This is a genomic window from Paenibacillus sp. J22P218 (assembly GCF_056269195.1).
The window spans coordinates 83,152-101,926 of record NZ_JBWDNL010000009.1 but is presented as its reverse complement, the minus strand read 5'-3'; the positions used below and the strand labels follow the sequence as shown (position 1 = coordinate 101,926).

General features: G+C 50.4%; 15 protein-coding genes, 1 riboswitch and 1 other annotated feature. Of the genes, 12 read left to right on the top strand and 3 right to left on the bottom strand.

The genetic code is table 11. From position 1 onward, the window contains the following. Nucleotides 1–152: 152 nt before the first annotated feature. Nucleotides 153–1,367 carry an MFS transporter gene (locus AC0YN0_RS28970; protein ID WP_475824415.1) on the top strand — a complete coding sequence of 405 codons (1,215 nt, stop codon included), beginning with the start codon at nucleotides 153–155 and terminating at the stop codon, nucleotides 1,365–1,367. Nucleotides 1,368–1,465: 98 nt separating this feature from the next. Next, nucleotides 1,466–1,687 (top strand) — a binding site (T-box leader). A 66-nt stretch (nucleotides 1,688–1,753) separates the two neighbouring features. Beyond that, nucleotides 1,754–3,019 (top strand): tyrosine--tRNA ligase, encoded by a 1,266-nt coding sequence (gene tyrS, locus AC0YN0_RS28965; RefSeq protein WP_475824414.1) that lies wholly within the window; start codon nucleotides 1,754–1,756, stop codon nucleotides 3,017–3,019. A gap of 65 nt (nucleotides 3,020–3,084) precedes the next feature. Here tyrS and AC0YN0_RS28960 read toward each other — a convergent pair whose 3' ends face one another. Further along, nucleotides 3,085–3,381: a hypothetical protein gene (locus AC0YN0_RS28960; RefSeq protein ID WP_475824413.1), complete on the bottom strand. Its 297-nt coding sequence runs from the start codon at nucleotides 3,379–3,381 to the stop codon at nucleotides 3,085–3,087. A gap of 599 nt (nucleotides 3,382–3,980) precedes the next feature. After that, nucleotides 3,981–4,180: riboswitch (cobalamin riboswitch) on the top strand. 163 nt (nucleotides 4,181–4,343) lie between these two features. Here AC0YN0_RS28960 and AC0YN0_RS28955 point away from each other — a divergent pair. From AC0YN0_RS28955 to AC0YN0_RS28935, 5 genes are read left to right on the top strand one after another with little or no spacing between them, the layout of a single operon-like run. Next, a complete protein-coding gene (locus tag AC0YN0_RS28955) occupies nucleotides 4,344–10,118 on the top strand; it encodes an S-layer homology domain-containing protein (protein WP_475824412.1) in 5,775 nt (1,924 codons plus the stop codon). 33 nt (nucleotides 10,119–10,151) lie between these two features. Further along, a complete protein-coding gene (locus AC0YN0_RS28950) occupies nucleotides 10,152–11,102 on the top strand; it encodes a DUF4430 domain-containing protein (RefSeq protein WP_475824411.1) in 951 nt (316 codons plus the stop codon). Further along, the gene (locus AC0YN0_RS28945; RefSeq protein ID WP_475824410.1) at nucleotides 11,099–12,004 is read left to right on the top strand and encodes an energy-coupling factor transporter transmembrane component T; all 906 of its coding nucleotides are present in this window, start codon (nucleotides 11,099–11,101) and stop codon (nucleotides 12,002–12,004) included. The genes AC0YN0_RS28950 and AC0YN0_RS28945 overlap by 4 nt, the downstream gene beginning before the upstream one ends. Further along, nucleotides 11,977–13,656, top strand: a complete 1,680-nt coding sequence (locus tag AC0YN0_RS28940) for an ABC transporter ATP-binding protein (RefSeq protein WP_475824409.1) — start codon at nucleotides 11,977–11,979, stop codon at nucleotides 13,654–13,656. The genes AC0YN0_RS28945 and AC0YN0_RS28940 overlap by 28 nt, the downstream gene beginning before the upstream one ends. Next, complete coding sequence (locus tag AC0YN0_RS28935; RefSeq protein WP_475824408.1) at nucleotides 13,638–14,366, top strand: ECF transporter S component; 729 nt, start codon at nucleotides 13,638–13,640, stop codon at nucleotides 14,364–14,366. Before AC0YN0_RS28940 ends, AC0YN0_RS28935 begins: the two co-directional genes overlap by 19 nt. A gap of 62 nt (nucleotides 14,367–14,428) precedes the next feature. On the opposite strand, the gene AC0YN0_RS28930 is transcribed toward AC0YN0_RS28935, so the two are convergent. Both AC0YN0_RS28930 and AC0YN0_RS28925 read right to left on the bottom strand, forming a co-directional pair. Continuing rightward, on the bottom strand, nucleotides 14,429–14,839 hold the full coding sequence (locus AC0YN0_RS28930) for an ImmA/IrrE family metallo-endopeptidase (protein ID WP_475824407.1): 411 nt from the start codon (nucleotides 14,837–14,839) through the stop codon (nucleotides 14,429–14,431). Nucleotides 14,840–14,847: 8 nt separating this feature from the next. Next, nucleotides 14,848–15,270, bottom strand: a complete 423-nt coding sequence (locus tag AC0YN0_RS28925) for a helix-turn-helix domain-containing protein (RefSeq protein WP_475824406.1) — start codon at nucleotides 15,268–15,270, stop codon at nucleotides 14,848–14,850. Nucleotides 15,271–15,517: 247 nt separating this feature from the next. Here AC0YN0_RS28925 and AC0YN0_RS28920 point away from each other — a divergent pair, with 247 nt between their 5' ends. The 5 genes from AC0YN0_RS28920 to AC0YN0_RS28900 all read left to right on the top strand — a co-directional run bounded on the left by AC0YN0_RS28920 (nucleotide 15,518) and on the right by AC0YN0_RS28900 (nucleotide 18,772). Then, nucleotides 15,518–16,138 carry an ECF-type sigma factor gene (locus AC0YN0_RS28920; protein ID WP_337100942.1) on the top strand — a complete coding sequence of 207 codons (621 nt, stop codon included), beginning with the start codon at nucleotides 15,518–15,520 and terminating at the stop codon, nucleotides 16,136–16,138. A 202-nt stretch (nucleotides 16,139–16,340) separates the two neighbouring features. Then, on the top strand, nucleotides 16,341–16,529 hold the full coding sequence (locus tag AC0YN0_RS28915; RefSeq protein WP_475824405.1) for a hypothetical protein: 189 nt from the start codon (nucleotides 16,341–16,343) through the stop codon (nucleotides 16,527–16,529). 3 nt (nucleotides 16,530–16,532) lie between these two features. Further along, nucleotides 16,533–17,849 carry a phage tail sheath family protein gene (locus tag AC0YN0_RS28910; RefSeq protein WP_475824404.1) on the top strand — a complete coding sequence of 439 codons (1,317 nt, stop codon included), beginning with the start codon at nucleotides 16,533–16,535 and terminating at the stop codon, nucleotides 17,847–17,849. 1 nt (nucleotide 17,850) lies between these two features. Beyond that, the gene (locus tag AC0YN0_RS28905) at nucleotides 17,851–18,315 is read left to right on the top strand and encodes a phage tail tube protein (protein ID WP_475824403.1); all 465 of its coding nucleotides are present in this window, start codon (nucleotides 17,851–17,853) and stop codon (nucleotides 18,313–18,315) included. Nucleotides 18,316–18,349: 34 nt separating this feature from the next. Continuing rightward, nucleotides 18,350–18,772 (top strand): phage tail assembly chaperone, encoded by a 423-nt coding sequence (locus tag AC0YN0_RS28900; protein ID WP_475824402.1) that lies wholly within the window; start codon nucleotides 18,350–18,352, stop codon nucleotides 18,770–18,772. The last annotated feature ends 3 nt before the right edge of the window (nucleotides 18,773–18,775 follow it).

Sequence of the window (18,775 nt, the reverse complement as noted above, 5' to 3'; positions counted from 1 at the left end):
ATCGGCAGATCGCATGTATGGAAAAAAAGCGTATGGTCATACGCTTCTTTCGTGATGCTCTCTGCCGGTATGTAGGATTAAGAAGCTGCTGACGTTTTTGTCGGCAGCTTCTTTGCGTGTAAATATGACATTTTAACAGGAGTGTTCACACTATGCATATCGATAACAACATAAATGATAAAGGCTGGCAGCGAAAAATAACGTTGTTCCTGACCGCTCAGACAATTTCCTTATTCGGTTCTTCCATGGTTCAATTCGCGATTATTTGGTATATCACTTTGCATACGTCCTCGGGAACCATGCTTATGATTTCCACGGTGTGCGGCTTCTTGCCCCAGATTCTCATCTCGCTGTTCGCGGGAGTGTGGATCGACAGCTATAACCGCAAAACGATGATTATGTTGGCTGATGGTTTAATTGCCATCGCGACACTCCTACTAGCGTTACTGTTTATGGCAGGATATAACGATATCGCGCTGCTTTATCCGGTACTGCTTATTCGCTCGTTTGGCACGGGTATTCAGACACCGGCCGTTCAAGCGATCATTCCGCAGATTGTGCCTAAGGATCGGCTCATGCGGGTAAGCGGCATCAACAGCAGCATATCTTCGCTGATGATGTTTCTGTCACCTGCGGCAGGTGCGGCCGTGCTGGCTTTTGCTACGATTGAGACGGCTCTGTTAATTGATGTCGTAACGGCAGCGATAGGAATCGTCATCATGCTGAGGATTGCCGTGCCGAGGCTTGTGAATGAGTCCAAGGCAGGAAGCACCAGCGGACAAAATATAAAGCAAGGATTCGCATACTTGAAGGAGCATGCCTATATCCGCCGCTTGCTCGTCTTTCTATTCGCAGTTATGCTGCTCATTAGTCCCGCCGCTTTCCTGACACCGTTAATGGTTAGCCGTTCGTTCGGCTCGGAGGTATGGCGCTTATCTGCAAGTGAAATGACTTTTAGCGCAGGTATGCTTATCGGGGGGATCGTCATAACAGCATGGGGCGGCTTCCGCAATCGCATGCTAACGACGCTGCTCGCATGCTCGCTATACGGTCTGCTGATGATTGCCCTCGGTACCGCGCCTTATTTTGGTCTGTATTTACTGTTTAATTTGCTGATAGGCATTACATCGCCATCGTTCAATTCTCCACTCACCGTCATGCTGCAGGAGAAGGTTGATCCGCAGATGCATGGCCGCGTCTTCAGCTTCATGCAGGTGTCGAATTCATTCGCGCTTATGCTGGGCATGCTGCTGTTCGGTCCTCTCGGAGATGCTGTGAAAGTGGAGACAATCCTTATTGCAGCTGGCGTTCTAGTTGTTGCATGTGCCGCAGTGGGATGGCGGTTATTGATTGAACGTGAGAAGTAGCGGAGATATGACGCGCAGCACCGCCAGAGGACGGCGATAGCCATTTCACCTTGTTGACATTCGAATCACAATTCTCTATACTTGTCGTATTCTCATATGTGAATACGTTGAACGAGCGCAGTAGCGGCTTTGTCCCTGTTACAGAAAGCCAGGGGTCGATGGGACCTGGCACACACAGAGATCGCGAAGTACACTCCGGAGTATCTTGGGTAATGCCAAGCGGAATGGTGAACGATACATCACCGAGAGTGGCACGAACGTTTTTGTGGTAATAGGTTCGTGTAATTTGGGTGGTAACGCGGTTAATAATCGTCCCTAGTCTTTTATAGACTAGGGGCGTTTTTTGTTTTTATTGACATTTAACGAAAAAAGGGAGTTGTGTGGCTGTGAACATTATCGACGAACTCGAATGGCGTGACGCCATTAATCAGCAGACAGATGCAGAAGGCTTGCGTGAATTAACAAATACGAAGGCGGTATCGTTGTATTGCGGCGTTGACCCGACGGGCGACAGTATGCATATCGGACACTTGATTCCGTTCATGGTGCTGAAGCGATTCCAGTTAGCCGGTCATCGTCCGGTTATTCTGATCGGCGGAGCGACAGGTACGATTGGCGATCCGAGCGGACGTTCGGCGGAGCGCTCGTTGCAAACGCTTGAGCAGGTTCAGGACAATGTGAATGCGCTAAGTGCTCAACTGCGTAAGCTGTTCATCACGGACGGCGACAACGAGATTCGCATGGTGAACAACTACGATTGGACGCACAAAATCAATATTATCGACTTCCTTCGTGACTACGGTAAAAACTTCAACCTTAACACGATGCTGGCGAAGGATGTCGTAGCGAGCAGGCTGGATAGCGGTATCTCGTTCACCGAATTCTCGTACCAAATTCTTCAATCGCTCGATTACTTGCACCTGTACCAACACGAGGATGTGCAGCTGCAAATCGGAGGCTCTGATCAATGGGGCAATATTACGAGCGGTCTTGATCTGATCCGCAAGAAGGAAGGCTCGGAGGCGAAGGCGTTCGGTCTTACGATTCCGCTTATGCTTAAGGCGGACGGCACGAAGTTCGGCAAGACGGCCGGCGGAGCCATATGGCTTGACCCGAACAAGACGACACCTTACGAGTTCTACCAGTTCTGGGCGAATACCGATGACCGCGATGTTGTGAAATACTTGAAGTACTTCACGTTCCTCAGCAAAGCGGAAATTGAAGCGTTGGAGGAAAAGGTGCAGACCGAACCGCATAAACGTGAAGCGCAGAAGGCGCTTGCGGAAGAGATGACTCGCTTCGTACATGGCGACGAATTGTTGGATCAAGCAAAGCGTATTACGGCTGCGTTGTTCAGCGGCGATATTCGTTCGCTTACGGCAGACGAGATCGAGCAAGGCTTCAAAGAAATGCCTACGTACGAGGCGAGCGGCGAAGGCGAAGCGAAAAACATCGTGGAGTGGCTTGTAGAGATTGGTATCGAGCCTTCGAAGCGACAATCGCGCGAAGACGTATCGAACGGCGCCATCTCGATGAACGGCGAGAAGATCACCGACCTAGAGTTCGCGGTTTCGTCCGAGCATGCAATCGGCGGTAAATTCATCATTATCCGCAAAGGCAAGAAAAACTACAGCCTTGTTAAATTAACTTAAAATACTTTTTGAAAAAAGCTTCCGAGGACATGATGTCATGTGCTTCGGAAGCTCTTTTTATCTTATTATGGCTTTGACTTATTGAGCTGCTGCCTAAGCTCGGCGTTTTTCGCAGTTAGTTGTTTCGTTAAGTCTGCTTGCGAAGCTTCAAGCTTCGCGGCTTCATCCTTCAGCTTCGTAAGCTGGGTCATTTTGCTGCTTAGGTCACTTGGCGAAGAACTCAGCTTACTGTCCTTTTGCAGCTGTTTTATTTTCGCGCTCACTTTTGTAAGTTTCGTTTTATCGTGCGCAAGCTGATTCTGCGTATCGGCAATTTCTCTTTTTAGGCGGCTAATAATTGAAGAAGTGAAGCTAATGGACATATGGGCACCTCGTAATCGTAGTGTGTGGCAAATTCTATCTTATCATATAAATCTCCACCTCCTGAAGAAAAGGGCGCACTTGACCTGAACAACTTTGGACAACCGTGAACAAATATGTGCAACTTACCAATTGGCGCAAAAAACTTTTTGGTTCTAAATGGCTGTGAACTTGATGTGACTTAGAGCATTTTTGCGGATTGGCTTGGAGCGCTAAGTTTTGTGGATGACTTGTGATGCTATATGGTGCTTGGATAAATTGAAATGGCAGGTAAGCTCCTACACGGCATGAAGCGGGTACGCTCCAAAAGCCAGCTCATCTGCTATAGTGTCATTCTAGGCAACTAATTAGCCTTGTACCAAGCGAGCCACCTGTTTAGTTCGATATCAGGCAACTAAAGGGGATAGTTTGGTAAGGTAGTGGCGAATCGGCCGAATTAGTTCGATGAAAGGCAACTATCGAGCTCACAACCGTGAGGCAACGGAGATTAGTTCGACGAAATGCACCTAATGAGCCATATACCCGGCGGTGAGCTCATACACGCATGAATTTAAAACAAAAGCATGACAAATGCCGATTAATCGGATATGATAAGCAACATAATTTCATAGTAGATACAGGTGCCAATAATCAGTCTCGATTCGTCGAGTTGTCGATTGGTTAAAAGGGAAGCGAGTGCAAATCTCGCGCGGTCCCGCCGCTGTATAAGAAGAGTTCTTGCAAGATGCCACTGGGAAACCGGGAAGGATGCAAGGGCGATGACGCTTGAGCCAGAATACCTGCCTGTTTCGATATGCCATTCATTCTACGAGCGATAGGAGGATGTTTTTTAGTGCGGGCTTTTTGCTGTGTGCGCTATTAAACCTTTTGCCGATTGCGGCGGAAGGTTTTTTTTGTGCGCGCTGAAAGTATGGTAGACAAGATTTAGTAGAAATCGAAGGACTGGAAAGGAAGTAATGAAAAGATGATCAGGAACAAGTATTTAGCGTGGCTGCTTATCGCAAGCATCCTATTCTCTGTTGTGTTCACGAACGGAGCCAGCATTGCGCTCGCGGCAGAGGATGAATCTGATCCGGCTGCTTACGACGCGCTTGAAAGCATGGTTAGCTCCCAAGATAGCGTCGATGAAGCACTTGCCGATCTCAGCGAAGCATTGAGCGCCGATGAGGAAGATACGGAGCTACCCATTATCGAAGTTGCAGGCATAGAAAACAACGCCATCTTAACCAAAAGCGAATTAGATTTCGCCGTTACGGTAACGGACAACGTATCGGAAGCGATCACTCCTCAAGTGAAGCTGAATGGGACGGTCATTACGGGAACGGATGGACAATATACGGCGACGCTAATCGCTGGCAACAACACGATTGCGATAACGGCGGAGGATGAGGCCGGCAACAAAGCAGAGCAAACCTTTGTTGTTACTTACAAGCAAACGTTCGACGCCCTGCTGGAGCAACAAATCCATGCAAACCTTGCATATATCCAAAAAACCGTCACGAATCCCGTATTCGGAACGGGGAGCGGGGATTGGTCCATCCTCTCGCTTGCGCGGGGACAATATGACGTACAAAACGGATATTACGATCTCTACTATAATAATGTAGCCAATAAAGTCACCGAGCTAATGACGGCTAACTCGGGCGTGCTCGACAAGACGAAAAGCACGGAGCATTCCCGCGTCATTCTTGGCCTTACATCCGTTGGCCGGGATATAACGGATGTTGCCGGCTTTGACTTGAGAAGCGCGTTAGCAGACTTCGATTATGTCAAGAAGCAAGGCAATAACGGTCCGATATTCGCGTTGATTGCGCTGGACAGTCATGACTATGAAATTCCTGACGCTCCTGTGGGAAAGACGCAAACGACAAGGGAAAATCTCGTTCAATTTTTGCTCGATAAGGAAATAAAGAAAGGTACTGATCAAGCAGGCGGTTGGGCACTAGGAACGAGCGCAGCCGATGTGGATATGACAGCCATGGCGCTGCAAGCACTGGTTCCTTATTACGAGACGAACACGAATGTAAAGGGAGCTGCGGATCGAGCGATTGCGTGGTTATCCAAAGCACAAAGCGCGGATGGAGGCTATACGAGCTGGGGATCCTCGAGTAGCGAAAGCATCGCACAAGTTATTACTTCTTTATCCGGCTTTGGGGTAGATGCCCACACGGATGAGCGTTTTATTAAAAACGGCATCTCGGCATTGGACGCGCTATTGGCTTTCGCAGTGCCCGAAGGCGGCTTCAAGCATGTCAAGACGGGGAAAGTGGACGGCATGGCAACCGACCAAGGCACATACGCGCTTGTTGCCTACAGTCGATACATTAACGGATTGACGTATTTGTATGATATGACCGACGTAGAGATTTTGACGCCGGATACGAAACAGCCGATCATCTCGGTTCAGGGAATCGTTAATGGTCAGGAAGTCGATTTGGAACATCTTGAATTTGATGTATCCGTTACGGATAATCGAACCAAGGGAATCGTTCCGGTAGTAAAGCTGAACGATACTATCGTTAGCGGCAAAAACGGCAAGTACGAGGCGACGCTTCGCGAGGGAGCGAACACGATTGTCGTAACAGCCGAGGATGCGGCGGGCAATATAGCGGAGAGCACTTTTACATTTACTTATAAGCCTGGAGCCGTTCAGACAGCTCAAAATCATTTAAAGAAAAGCTTAGCCTATCTGCTTGCTACGGTGAATAACCCGACATGGGGTACGCTTGGCGGAGAATGGACCATTTTCACGCTTGCGCGGGCGGGGCACGACGTGCCTAAAGGGTATTACGAGACGTATTACAATAATGCGAATGCCGCAATTAAAAAGGAAATCGAGGATTACGGCGCGTTGTGGTCGAGCACTGACTACTCCAGAACGATGATCGGACTTGCTTCCATCGGGATGGACGTTTCGAATATCGGCGGAATCGACCTGAAGGAAGGCTTGGCGGACTACGATTTCGTAAGCGGGCAAGGGCTTAACGGTCCGGTATTCGCTTTGCTTGCTTTCGATGCCTACGATTATGAGATTCCAGAAGCAGCCCCCGGGAAGATGCAGACGGATAAAGAAAAATTAATTCTATCTATATTGGACAAAGAAATTAACAAAGGCACGGAGAATGCGGGAGGATGGACTTTCTACGGAGATGTGGCGGATCCCGACATGACTTCTATGGCCATACAAGCATTAACGCCTTATTATGCAGCCAGAAGCGACGTCAAAGCCGCAGTGGACAGAGCCGTTGTTTGGTTATCCAATGCGCAAATGAGCGATGGAGGCTTTGATAATTGGGGTGCAAACAGCGAAAGCACCGCGCAAGTCATTGTCGCTCTAACGGGACTGGGCATTGACCCGCATACCGATTCCAGATTCATTAAAAACGGCAAATCGGCTTTGAATGCTTTGCTTGACTTCGCCGTCGCCGGCGGTGGATTCAAGCACGTGCAAATGGAGAGCGATGCCAATGCGATGGCTACCGATCAAGGCACGTACGCGCTTGTTGCGTATGACAGATTCCTGAAAGGAATGAACCGTCTCTATGACATGACGGACGTTGAGCTCCAATTGCCGGAAATTCCTCAGGAGAACGGCGAGCTGCCGCTGCCTGAGGGCGATAAGCCGGAAGTTATCGTGCCGCAGGACAACAAGGAGTACACTGTACCGATCACGGCCAGCGACAGCGGCAAAGAAGTGACGATTACGATTCCGGAGGGCAAGGCGTCGAAAGTATCCGTCGATCTTTCGGGCGCAGTGAACCTGCCGGAAATCAAAGCCGTTAAGGGTGGAGCTGCTGCTTTCATTCCAAGCGGTACGCAGGTTGTGAGCGGCGATGCTTCGGCAATCGAGCTGCTGACGTCGAAATCGGTGACGGATCCTGCGTTGATCGCTCAGATTAGCGACAGCCTTCCGGATAATCGCAGCCTGGATGCGCTCGTACAAGCGTTCTCCATGGGCGGCAGCGGAAGAGTGGAGTTCAGCGATTACGTAACGCTGACGTTCGCAGGAAAAGCGGGCAAGGATGCTGCTTACATCGAGGGGGGCACCGCCTATCCAATCGGGAAGTTTGCCAACGATGCGGCGGGCAAAGCAAGCGGCAAGAACGAATATGCGTATGACAGCGGATCCGATCTCATCGTCAAAACAAATCATTTTACGGACTATGTCGCTTATTCGTCTTCTGAGGTCGAAGCACCGGGCGGCGGCACGGAGCCTCAGCCGAAAACGTATGCGACGTTGTCGGTCGACAAGATGACGATTAATAAATGTTTTGTATTGAGCCCCACTAAAGTTGAGCTGCAGTCCGGGGATACGGTATGGACGGTGCTCAAGCGTGTGCTTGGCAGCAAAAATATTAACATGCAATATTCATGGAGCGAGGAATACAACAGCGTCTACGTAGAATCGATCGCCGGAGACGGTGAGTTCGATCACGGCCAGTATAGCGGTTGGATGTACAACGTGAATGGCATTTATCCAAATTACGGCGCAAGCTTGTATGAGCTTGAAGACGGAGACGTTATTCAATGGCGCTATACGACAAATTTGGGTGAAGACTTGGACATATACGATCCGAGCCAATGTTTCTCGGAGCTCCCATCGGACGGAAAATCGTCGGAACTGATCGTCAATCCTAACGAATCTAACCCGGTCGTTCAAGTACCAAACGATGTTCAGAAAAACTATTTTATTAAATTATCGAAAGAACATAACAATACCGACAACATTACGGTTCAAATTCCTACTACGAACTTGAAGCTGCAACTGCAGCTGGCGGATGTTGCGGACGGTATTCCGCATATAACAGCCGTTAAGGGAAATATAACCGCGGCGATCGCGAAGCGCACAAAGCTAGTGTCCGGCCCGCAAACGATCGAGCTTTTGTCTGCGCCGAGCATTACGATTTCCGAGCTTGAACATCTGATTAAGTCAGCTCTTGCCGGCAGCACAGCTTCTCTTAAAAATGTGAATTACGCTTTCGTACTCGGCAATGACAAGGAACCTGTGAAATTCGATACGCCGGTGACAATCTCACTGAAAGACGCGGCAGGCCAAGTTCCGGGGTACTACGAGAAAAACAAGTTTACGGAAATAAAGGTTTACGATACGGATGAGCAAGGTGCACTGGAAACGAAAGACAACGAGAAAAAAATCTATGCATACGTGAACGGCAATGATCTTGTTATTAAATCGAATATCGGCGCGGCATTCGTGGCGTATACGAAGCAAGCGATCGACATCGCGAAGTTGTATTCCGATAGCTCATCAATCTCGGCATGGGCTTATCAAGCCATTACCGATGCGACCGGGAAAGGGTTCGTTCAAGGCAGCAACGGAAAGTTCAATCCGAAATCGACGATAACAAGAGCGGAGTTCACGAAGCTGTTGGTATCTGTGCTTGGATTGAAGACGGATATTGACAATGTGATCGCCTTTACGGACGTTGCCAAGGATAATTGGTTCTATCCGTACGTCAATGCGGCATATAAGGCAGGCTTCGTATCGGGCTACGATAATAAGTTTGATCCGAGCAAGAGCATTACGCGCGAACAGATGGCGGCTACAATTGTTCGAGCGCTCGGTTTGCAAGCAGCAACCCCTGCAACGCCGATCAAAGATTTGAGCTCAGTATCGAACTGGGCCAACAAAGACGTACAAACGATTGTCGCATTGGAATTGATGCTCGGTTACGGCAACCAGTTCCAGCCGAAAGCTGACGTTACGAGAGAAATGGCAGCAGTCGTTGCAATGAGGGCTTATGCTCTTACCGGTAAGCAGGCAGAACAGCCTGAAGCTGGGCAGGATCAAGCAGTCAAGCAGGTTATCAATGAGGCTGCATCTTACTTGCAGAAGACTGTAACCAATCCAATTATCGCAAGCATTGGCGGTGAATGGTCAGTACTGGGACTTGCTCGTTCGGGGGTAAGCGTTCCAGACGGGTACTATGCCAAGTATTTCGCCAATGTCGAACAAACCCTTAAGGAAAAAGAAGGCAAGCTGCATCATGTGAAATACACGGAATACGACAGAGTCGTCCTAGCGCTTACCGCGCTAGGGAAGAAAGTAGACAATGTGGCAGGATACAACCTGCTTAAGCCGCTTGCAGATTTCAATACGGTCATTAAGCAAGGTATTAACGGACCTATATTCGCGTTGATTGCTCTGGACAGCAAAGGTTACGAGATTCCAGTCGACGCGGCAGTCAAGACGCAAACGACGAGAGAGCTACTGATCGACTTCATACTGGGGCGGGAAATTGCAGGCGGCGGCTGGGCGCTTGGCGAGGAAGCGGCTGCGGCCGATCCGGATATTACGGCAATGGCGATTCAAAGCCTTACGCCTTACTATGGCACCAACGAGAAGGTGAAAGCAGCCGTGGATCGCGGCTTGGCATGGCTGTCCAAGGCGCAGCAAGCGGACGGCAGTTATGCAAGCTGGGGCTCGTCGAATGCCGAGAGCATTGCACAGGTCATCGTGGCTCTATCGGGACTTGGCATCGACGCCGATACCGATCCGCGTTTCGTGAAGAACGGCCATTCGGCGCTTGACGCGCTGCTTGGCTTCGCCGTAAAGGGCGGCGGCTTCTATCATGTGAAGCCGGGCGGTATTGACAACGGAGGCGCGAAGCCTGGGGAAGTCGACTTGATGGCAACGGATCAATCCTTCTATGCGTTAGTCGCTTATGACAGGTTCATTAAAGGGCTTAACCGATTGTATGAGATGTCGGATGTCGCTTAATAGAGCAGATGCAAGCAAGGCAGGTGCGACAATATGAATAATAAAAAATGGCTCGCAGCGCTGGCGATAATAGCCGTTCTGGCGGTTGCTTTCTTCTGGGGCGGCGATTATGGCAAAGGCACGCAGCCGAGCAAGAGCGGTGAGGCCGCTTCGCAGCCGAGCAAGAGCGGTGAGGCCGCTTCGCAGGTGGTGGAAGAGGGCGAGGTTTCGTTGGACGGAGAGAGCGAGCGGCCGACAACGACTCCGGACATCGCCGGTGCGAACGAGCCGAGCTTAAATCCGCAGGCGACGGAAAGCGTTATTGCTGAAGCGGGCGAACCATCGCCTGCTTCAACCGAAGCTGCCGGCACACCTTCGGCAACGCCGGAGCCGAAACCCGGTAAGCCTGAGGCGACGGCCAAGGCTACGAATCGTCCATCTGAGACGAAGGCGCCGGCAACGACGCAGCCGAGCAAGGAACCAAGCAAGGATAAGGAAAAAGATAAATATCTAACTGATCCCGTCCCTTCCGGCAAGCCAAAGCCAGTAGAGCCGCAGGACGTTACGGTCGATAAGAGCAAAGCGTTAACCGTCACGTTATCCGTAAGCGCCGCTACTATACTGGACAATTTGGATATGCTCGACAAGGACAAGCTAGAAGTGCTGCCGAAGGACGGGGTCATCTACAAGGCGCGTAAAGTGACTTTTTACGAAGGTGAATCGGTATTCGACGTACTGCTTCGGGAAATGAAGGCGAACAAAATTCATATGGAATTCGAGATGACTCCGATCTATAACAGCAACTATATCGAAGGTATCAACAATTTGTACGAATTTGATTGCGGCGAGCTGAGCGGCTGGATGTACAAGGTGAATGGTTGGTTTCCGAACTACGGCAGCAGCCGCTACAAGCTGAAGGACGGCGATGTCATTGATTGGGTATATACATGCGATCTTGGACGCGACGTGGGCGGCGATGCGGCCACGGGAGGAACTGGACAATGAGTAGGGAAGCGAACCGCGACAGCTTCTCCGGTTACCATCCATTCATAAGCTTCGGATACTTTGCCGTCATTATTGCTTTCAGCATGTTGTTCATGCATCCTGTTTTTCAAGCGATAGCGCTACTTAGCGCTATCGCTTACTCTATTATGTTGAAGCGCAAGAAAGCCGTTACATTCAACGTTCTATATATGCTTCCGCTGCTGCTTGGGATGGCGGCATTGAATCCGCTTTTTAACCATGCGGGTGTCACGATTCTGTTTTATTTAAAAAACGGCAATCCGATTACGCTGGAATCGATCTTGTACGGACTCGCTTCCGCGTGTATGTTCGTCACGGTTATTGTATGGTTCTCTTGTTATAATGCCGTCATGACTTCGGATAAATTTATTTATTTGTTCGGGCGAATTTTGCCCGCGCTGTCGCTTATTTTCTCTATGGCGCTCCGACTCGTGCCGCGCTATATGCATCAGATCAAGATCATATCGAACGCGCAGCGGAGCATCGGCAGGGATGTGACGCAGGGCAGCCTGCTTGCCAGAGTTCGCAACGGGCTGACGATCCTTTCCATAATGACGACCTGGGCACTGGAAAATGCGATTGAAACGGCCGATTCGATGAAAGCCAGAGGGTATGGGTTGCCGGGGAGGACGAGCTTCTCGCTTTATCGGTTTGATCGGCGGGATAAAACCGTGCTTGCTATCATGTTGGTACTCATCGCCGCCATTCTATACGGGTGGGCAATAGGAGAGAATACGATGCGTTATTTTCCCTCGATGAAAGCGGCTGAAATGACCGCGGTTAGCCTGGCCGTGTATGTCGCGTATTTCGGATTATGTTTGCTGCCTGTCATTACTAATGCGGTGGAGGAACTGAAATGGAAAGCTATCGAATCAAGGACTTAAGCTTCAAGTTTCCTCTTGCAGAAGAGGAGGCGCTGAAGGGCATCAATCTCACCATCCATAGCGGTGAGTTCATTACGATCTGCGGAAGGTCCGGCTGCGGTAAGAGCACGCTGCTAAGGCAGTTGAAGCCGATGCTTGCGCCTCACGGCGAGCGTACGGGTCAGATCCATTTTCGCGGCATTCCCATCGAGCAAATCGACCATAGAACACAGGCATCGGATATCGGCTTCGTGCTGCAGCATCCCGACAACCAGATCGTGACGGACAAAGTGTGGCATGAGCTGGCTTTCGGCCTCGAGAGCTTAGGCGCAGACAACGCGGCGATTCGGCTAAGGGTAGCCGAGATGGCGAGCTTCTTCGGCATCCAGACTTGGTTTCACAAAAACGTGACGGAATTGTCAGGCGGGCAGAAGCAGCTGCTCAATTTGGCTTCCATTATGGCCATGCAGCCTTCCGTACTTATTTTGGACGAACCAACTTCCCAGCTCGATCCGATCGCGGCGACCGATTTTCTGGAGACGGTGTTCAAAATTAACCGCGAGCTCGGTACGACGATCATTATGACCGAGCATCGGCTCGAAGAGGCGCTTCCGCTCTCGGATCGCGTCATCGTTATGGACGAAGGCTCGATTATAGCGGACGATTCTCCTTGGGTTGTAGGCGAAGCGCTAGCCCGCATGAATCATCCGATGTTCGCTTCGATGCCGTCTCCCATTCAAATCTGTGCCGGCGTTGACAGCGAGCTGCCTTGTCCGATTACAGTCAAGGAAGGGCGACAATGGCTGAATGCGTATTTGGAAGGCAAGAAGGCTGCCGAATCGGAGATCGCTGAGGGACGACGGGACGTTTCGAAGAAGTCGCACAGCAAGGCTATCATATTTCAAGACGTTTGGTTCAAGTACGAGAAGAACGGGCCCGATGTCATCAAGGATTTGTCGCTGGAGGTTGGAGAAGGCGAGTTCCACTGCATCGTCGGTGGCAACGGGACGGGGAAGTCTACCGCGTTATCATTAATTGGCGGTATTCTTAAGCCTTATAGAGGGAAGGTGCTTATCGGCGGTAAAAACGTCGCGAAGCTGAACGCCAGAGAACTGTTCACAAGCAATCTCGGAATTCTCCCTCAAAATCCGCAGCATCTGTTCGTGAAGAAAACGGTTGAGCAGGATTTGTACGAGATGCTTGATTCGTCTGGATTGACGAAAGAGGAGAAGGCCGCCAAAGTTGGGGCTGTAGTTGAGTTCGCCGAGTTGGAACGGTTATTGGCTATGCATCCTTACGATCTGAGCGGCGGAGAGCAGCAGCGTGCCGCGCTTGCAAAGGTGCTGTTGCTTGAACCGAAGATTTTATTGCTCGACGAACCGACGAAAGGGCTGGACGGTTACTTTAAGGAGAAGCTGGCCGCTTTTCTGAAGCGGTTGAATTCAAAAGGCGTCACGATCGTAATGGTATCGCATGATATCGAGTTTTGCGCCAGGCATGGGGAGGTTTGCTCGATGTTTTTCGACGGGAGCATTATTGCGACGAACGAGACAAAAACGTTTTTTGCAGGCAATAGCTTCTACACAACGGCAGCCAATCGCATGGTTCGCCACGTATGGCCGGGCGGCGTAACGGTAGAGGATGTGATTGGGCAATGCCGGAGAAGCGGATAGTGAGCGAGAGGCTCAGCAGCCGGACGCTGATATCCACCGCACTTATCTTGCTGGTTATTCCTGCAACGATTTTGTTCGGCATCTTCGTTCTGGACGACCGCAAATATTATTTTGTTAGCTTATTGATTATTTTGTATACGATGCTGCCTTTCGCGCTCGTCTTCGAGAAGCGCAAGCCGCAAGCGCGCGAGTTAATCGTTATTGCTGTATTATCAGCTATTGCTGTAGCCGGACGGGCGGCTTTCTTCATGGTGCCGCAGTTCAAGCCGGTTGTGGCGATCGTTATTATCGCGGGCGTCGGCTTCGGTGCGGAGGCGGGTTTTCTCGTCGGCGCCGTTGCGGGATTTGTCTCCAACTTCTTCTTCGGACAAGGCCCTTGGACGCCATGGCAAATGTTCTGCTTCGGCATCATCGGTTTTGTGGCGGGCATTTTGTTCAAGAAAGGCTTGTTGAAGAAGACGCGGCTGGCGCTTTGCCTATTCGGCGGACTGGCAACGTTCTTCATCTATGGGGGCATTATTAACATCGGATCGTTGATGATGTTCACGTCCACCTTCTCGTGGGAGGCGCTGCTCGCAACCTACGCTTCGGGGTTCTGGTTCGATATGGTGCATGCCGTCGCAACAGTCGTGTTCCTGGCCATTCTCTCGCGGCCGATGCTGGAGAAGCTGGAACGGATCAAAAGCAAGTATGGGCTGATTGAGCGCTAAAGAAGCTTAAAAAGCTAGCAATCCGGGGAACGGATTGCTAGCTTTATTTTTGTTCATTAATTTTAGAAGTAAAACTTCTGCATCTCTGGAGGGACCCCGTTACGCCGCAGCAGCTCCTCGAGCGTTTCGCTTCGCCCCGGGGCATCACCAGCGGTTAAAAGCCGGACGGCGAACTTGCTTGCCTGCCGCTCATACTTGCCTACATTAAAAAATGATTGCTCGTCCAGCCAAAACCGGTTGAATCCGGGATGCAGACGGTCATGTCCAAGCTCATGCGCGCATACGAACCGACGCCAGTCCTCTGGCAGCTGTTCGTGAATGACGATGAAACGCCTGCGCAATATTTTATAATAAATGCCTCTCGTATCCTCGCCTAAATCCGCGTACCGCAAATGGATGCCAAGCCCTTCGGCTATCGTGAAAGGGTCGTTGGTCTGGAACTTTCGGATCAGCTTACGAATTAGTTTATCCATAGCAACAGCTACCTTTCGGCATCGTCAGATCTCGCATCCTGCGGTGCAGTCTTCTTATGTTTGTTCATTTGCTTCGCTTCCCAGAACAGTCCGGTAAGCACATCCATGACACGCTGACGGTCGGTAGGGCTCATCGGCACGCCGTCGAACATCACTTCCCCGTCGTCCTCCAGCAGCTTCTTGAAGTCGCGCTTATCTTTATACGTGGCCCATTCCGGAATAGTTGCCGTGGAATGGTCGCGGCCGAGTAGATAATCGGTTGTCGTTGTTAAAATATCCGCTATTTTCTGCAAGTCTTCGCTCGTCGGCGTTACGCGGTCGTTCTCGATATGGCCGAAGTTGGAACGGCCCATTTCCAGTTTAGCAGCAATTTCCTGCTGAGTCAGCCCTCTTTCGGTGCGCAGCTCTTTGATTCTTGACCCTAGTGACATTTTGAATACCCTCCATTATTGTTGTAACGGTATTTAAACTACTTGACGGTATTATAAATACCGAATACAATGAAATTCATCAGAAGGAAACGTATGGCTGTCTAATGAATAGCGGGGTTGCTATTGAAAATACTTCACAGCTAGTATATTTCTCGATGATGGTATTGTCAATACCGAAGTATCGTTATATTTTTTTGTTTACAAGGGTATTTAAAATACTTAAACAATAAATAGGAGGTCGTATCAAATGAATAAGGAAGAAATCGCACTTGAATTGTTGGGCTCATATCGCCGTCTGACGGCGCGCATGAAGCAGCTTGAGAAAACATCGGTCGGACCGGGCATCCGACTTAGCGCAGTGTCAGAGGACGATAAGCTGCAGGAGCTGCACCGAGAGCTTCGTAAGCTGCCGACTTATATGTATTTGGACGAGAGAGAGCAGCAGATTGAATCGGCTGCTCATGCGAACTTAACGAAATATCCGCTTGGGACGCGCGCGCAACTTAAGGAAGTGAAACGAATCCAGGCTTCGGCAAGCCCGGAGGACGAGCAGCTGCTCAAAGAGCTGGAGGCCAAGATCAAGAAGGTGCTGGAAGCGAGGGCAGGTGCATCCTCATCTGAAGGGTATCGGGGCGTGCTCGATAAGATTAGCGAGCTTCAGGATCTGGAGCGACAAAAGCGGGAGATCGACGAAGCGCTGGAAGCGCTGGAGGAATGCGAGCCGCAATACGCGCAGCTGTTGAAGCTTCGTTATATAGAAGGAAAGCAAGCGGAGTTCGTTGCTTCAGAGCTTGGTATTGTTGATCGCACGTTCCGCAGATGGAAGCAGAAGGCAGTGCAAGAGCTTGTCCGGTTTATGTCCGCTTAATGTCCGAAGGTTGTCCGCCGGATGTCCGATATCGCCAAAAAAACCGTGCTACTATGATATTGTGCAAGAGATCATGAGCGAGGGACAAGCGGCTGAGGGATAAGCTGCTTGTCCCTTTTTTGTACCAAGCCCGAGAGGAGTGATTCAGATGTAGCAGCCGGGCAGCACGACGTAGGCTTTTAGATGATGGAGGTAAGGATGGATGAAGAAAAGCGACAGGAAAGCAGCGAAGCCGGAGCATAGCTTCAGCAAATCACAGTTGCTTGCAGCGAGCAGGTATTCGACTTCCGAGAAAGACGTTCTAGCCGCCGTGCTGGATGTGGATGGGACTTACTCGCATGAACAAGCAGCGAAACAAATCAGCGTTTATTTGACAAAGGAGGTCATGTAGAACATGGCAGGAGGAAATTGGACAACGCAAAACAAAATTCGTCCCGGCGTTTATATTAATGTGGTCGGCGAGAAGAAGGCAGTAAGCAACATCGGGGAGAGAGGTATTGTTTCAGTCCCGCTAACGCTTGATTGGGGTCAGACTCAGCAAATGATTGAAATCAATGCGGAATCGGATGTATTCGGCTTACTGGGCTACAGTCTTGACGCACCGGAGCTTGGATGGCTTGCAAGTGCGCTGAATCGTGCTAAGACGATTCTGGTGTATCGCTTGAATGAGGGTACGAAAGCAACGGCTGCGATCGGCAGTCTTACGGCAACAGCGAAGTTCGGCGGCGTACGAGGCAATGATATCAAGGTTGCTGTTCAGGAGAACGTCGATGACGGTGATTTGTTCGATGTAATCACTTACGTATCGAACGTACAGGCAGATGTCCAGACCGTTGATGCCATTGGTGCCCTCCTTCCGAACGCTTTCGTCGTATTCGGCGGTACTGGCGCTCTTAGCGCAACAGCTGGCACGGCGCTTGTTGGCGGAGCGAATGGCTCGATTACGAATCAGCAGCATATCGACTTCCTGTCGAAGGTCGAGCTGCTCGACTTCCATACGATCGCGCTCGTATCCAGCGATGATTCGCTCAAAGCAGCGTATGCGGCTTTTGCCCGTCGACTTCGCGAAGTAGAAGGCCGCAAAATCCAAGTCGTCGTTGCGAAATACGCTGCTGCGGATCATGAAGGCGTCATTAGCGTCAAAAACGGCGTTAAGCTGGCGGATGGCACGATCGTGGATGCGCAAAATGCGACGGTATGGGTGGCAGCAGCAACGGCAGGCGCTGCAATAAACAAATCGTTGACTTACGATGCTTACGAGGATGCTGTCGATGCGGATATTCGTTACACGAATACGCAGATCGAGGCAGCTCTGCAGGCCGGCGAATTCGTATTCACGGCAAGCAACGGTCAAGCGATCGTCGAGCAGGATATTAATACGCTCACGACGCTAACGGCTGGTAAAAGCCAAGTGTTCGCCAAAAACCGTGTCATTCGCGTGCTGGACGGCATTGCGAACGACCTTAAACATATTTTTGAAGCATCGTATATCGGCAAGATCGACAACAACCAGGATGGCCGAAGCCTGTTCCGCAGCGAATGCGTGAAGTATTTGGATGGCTTGCAGCGCCGCGGTGCTATTCAGCAGTTCGATTCGCAGACGGATCTAACCGTTTCGGGCGGCGAGTCGCCTGACAGCATCTTCATCGATGCTTATATCCAACCGGTAGACAGCGTAGAAAAAGTATATATGAAAGTGACGGTGAAGTAAGATGGCATTTTTGAATGCGGGAGATACGATTTCCGGTCAAGAGGGACGGGCGTATGCCAATATTAACGGAATCAACGAGGAAATGTTCTACATTAAGACGCTTGAGGCAAGCATCGAGAAGACGAAGGCCGAGATCAAGACGCTCGGGCATCGCGGCTTGCAGCACAAGGCGACGGGCTGGTCGGGTACGGGCAGCATGACGATCTATTACGTGACGACGAAGTTCCGCCAAATGATGCTGGACTACGTGAAGACGGGCATCGACTCCTACTTCGACATCGTCATCGTGAATGAGGACCCGGCTTCCTCCATCGGCAAGCAGACGGTGACGCTGTATAACGTCAACCTGAACAAGGTCATCATCGGCAAGCTGGATACGGAAAGCGAGGCGTTGGAGGAAGAACTGGAGTTCACCTTTGAGGGCGTCGATATCCAAGATCAATTTGCAAAACTTGCGGGCAATTAATAAAAAAACCATATAAACGTATCGGAGGACGAACATGAGTGAATTAAGTTTATTTTTTGCGCAACATGCGGCTGCGGAGGAGACCGAACCTTTTATCGTATCGAATCGCTTCAAGAACGCGGAGGGCGAGCCGATTGCATGGCAACTTCGCAGTATGACCGAGGCGGAGAATGAGGAATGCCGGAAGTCGGCGACGCGCAAAGTGAAAGGTAAGAATGGGGTATTCGTACCTGAGACGAATACGGATGAATACTTGGCGAAGCTGGTCGTCAGCAGCATACATTACCCGAACTTGAAGGATGCGGAATTGCAAAAGTCGTACGGAGTCATGGGCGCGGAAAATCTGCTTCGCACCATGCTTCGTCCGGGCGAATATGCGTCCCTCGTCCAGCGAGTGCAGGACATTAACGGTTTCAACCAAAGTTTGAACGATCTGGCCGATGACGTAAAAAACTAATCA

Excerpts from the sequence above, each read along its gene's own strand:
- AC0YN0_RS28970 (WP_475824415.1), top strand. The coding sequence starts at position 153 with ATGCATATCGATAACAACATAAATGATAAAGGCTGGCAGCGAAAAATA.
- AC0YN0_RS28960 (WP_475824413.1), bottom strand. The coding sequence starts at position 3,381 with ATGTCCATTAGCTTCACTTCTTCAATTATTAGCCGCCTAAAAAGAGAA.
- AC0YN0_RS28955 (WP_475824412.1), top strand. The coding sequence starts at position 4,344 with ATGATCAGGAACAAGTATTTAGCGTGGCTGCTTATCGCAAGCATCCTA.
- AC0YN0_RS28950 (WP_475824411.1), top strand. The coding sequence starts at position 10,152 with ATGAATAATAAAAAATGGCTCGCAGCGCTGGCGATAATAGCCGTTCTG.
- AC0YN0_RS28945 (WP_475824410.1), top strand. The coding sequence starts at position 11,099 with ATGAGTAGGGAAGCGAACCGCGACAGCTTCTCCGGTTACCATCCATTC.
- AC0YN0_RS28940 (WP_475824409.1), top strand. The coding sequence starts at position 11,977 with ATGGAAAGCTATCGAATCAAGGACTTAAGCTTCAAGTTTCCTCTTGCA.
- AC0YN0_RS28935 (WP_475824408.1), top strand. The coding sequence starts at position 13,638 with ATGCCGGAGAAGCGGATAGTGAGCGAGAGGCTCAGCAGCCGGACGCTG.
- AC0YN0_RS28930 (WP_475824407.1), bottom strand. The coding sequence starts at position 14,839 with ATGGATAAACTAATTCGTAAGCTGATCCGAAAGTTCCAGACCAACGAC.
- AC0YN0_RS28925 (WP_475824406.1), bottom strand. The coding sequence starts at position 15,270 with ATGTCACTAGGGTCAAGAATCAAAGAGCTGCGCACCGAAAGAGGGCTG.
- AC0YN0_RS28920 (WP_337100942.1), top strand. The coding sequence starts at position 15,518 with ATGAATAAGGAAGAAATCGCACTTGAATTGTTGGGCTCATATCGCCGT.
- AC0YN0_RS28915 (WP_475824405.1), top strand. The coding sequence starts at position 16,341 with ATGAAGAAAAGCGACAGGAAAGCAGCGAAGCCGGAGCATAGCTTCAGC.
- AC0YN0_RS28910 (WP_475824404.1), top strand. The coding sequence starts at position 16,533 with ATGGCAGGAGGAAATTGGACAACGCAAAACAAAATTCGTCCCGGCGTT.
- AC0YN0_RS28905 (WP_475824403.1), top strand. The coding sequence starts at position 17,851 with ATGGCATTTTTGAATGCGGGAGATACGATTTCCGGTCAAGAGGGACGG.
- AC0YN0_RS28900 (WP_475824402.1), top strand. The coding sequence starts at position 18,350 with ATGAGTGAATTAAGTTTATTTTTTGCGCAACATGCGGCTGCGGAGGAG.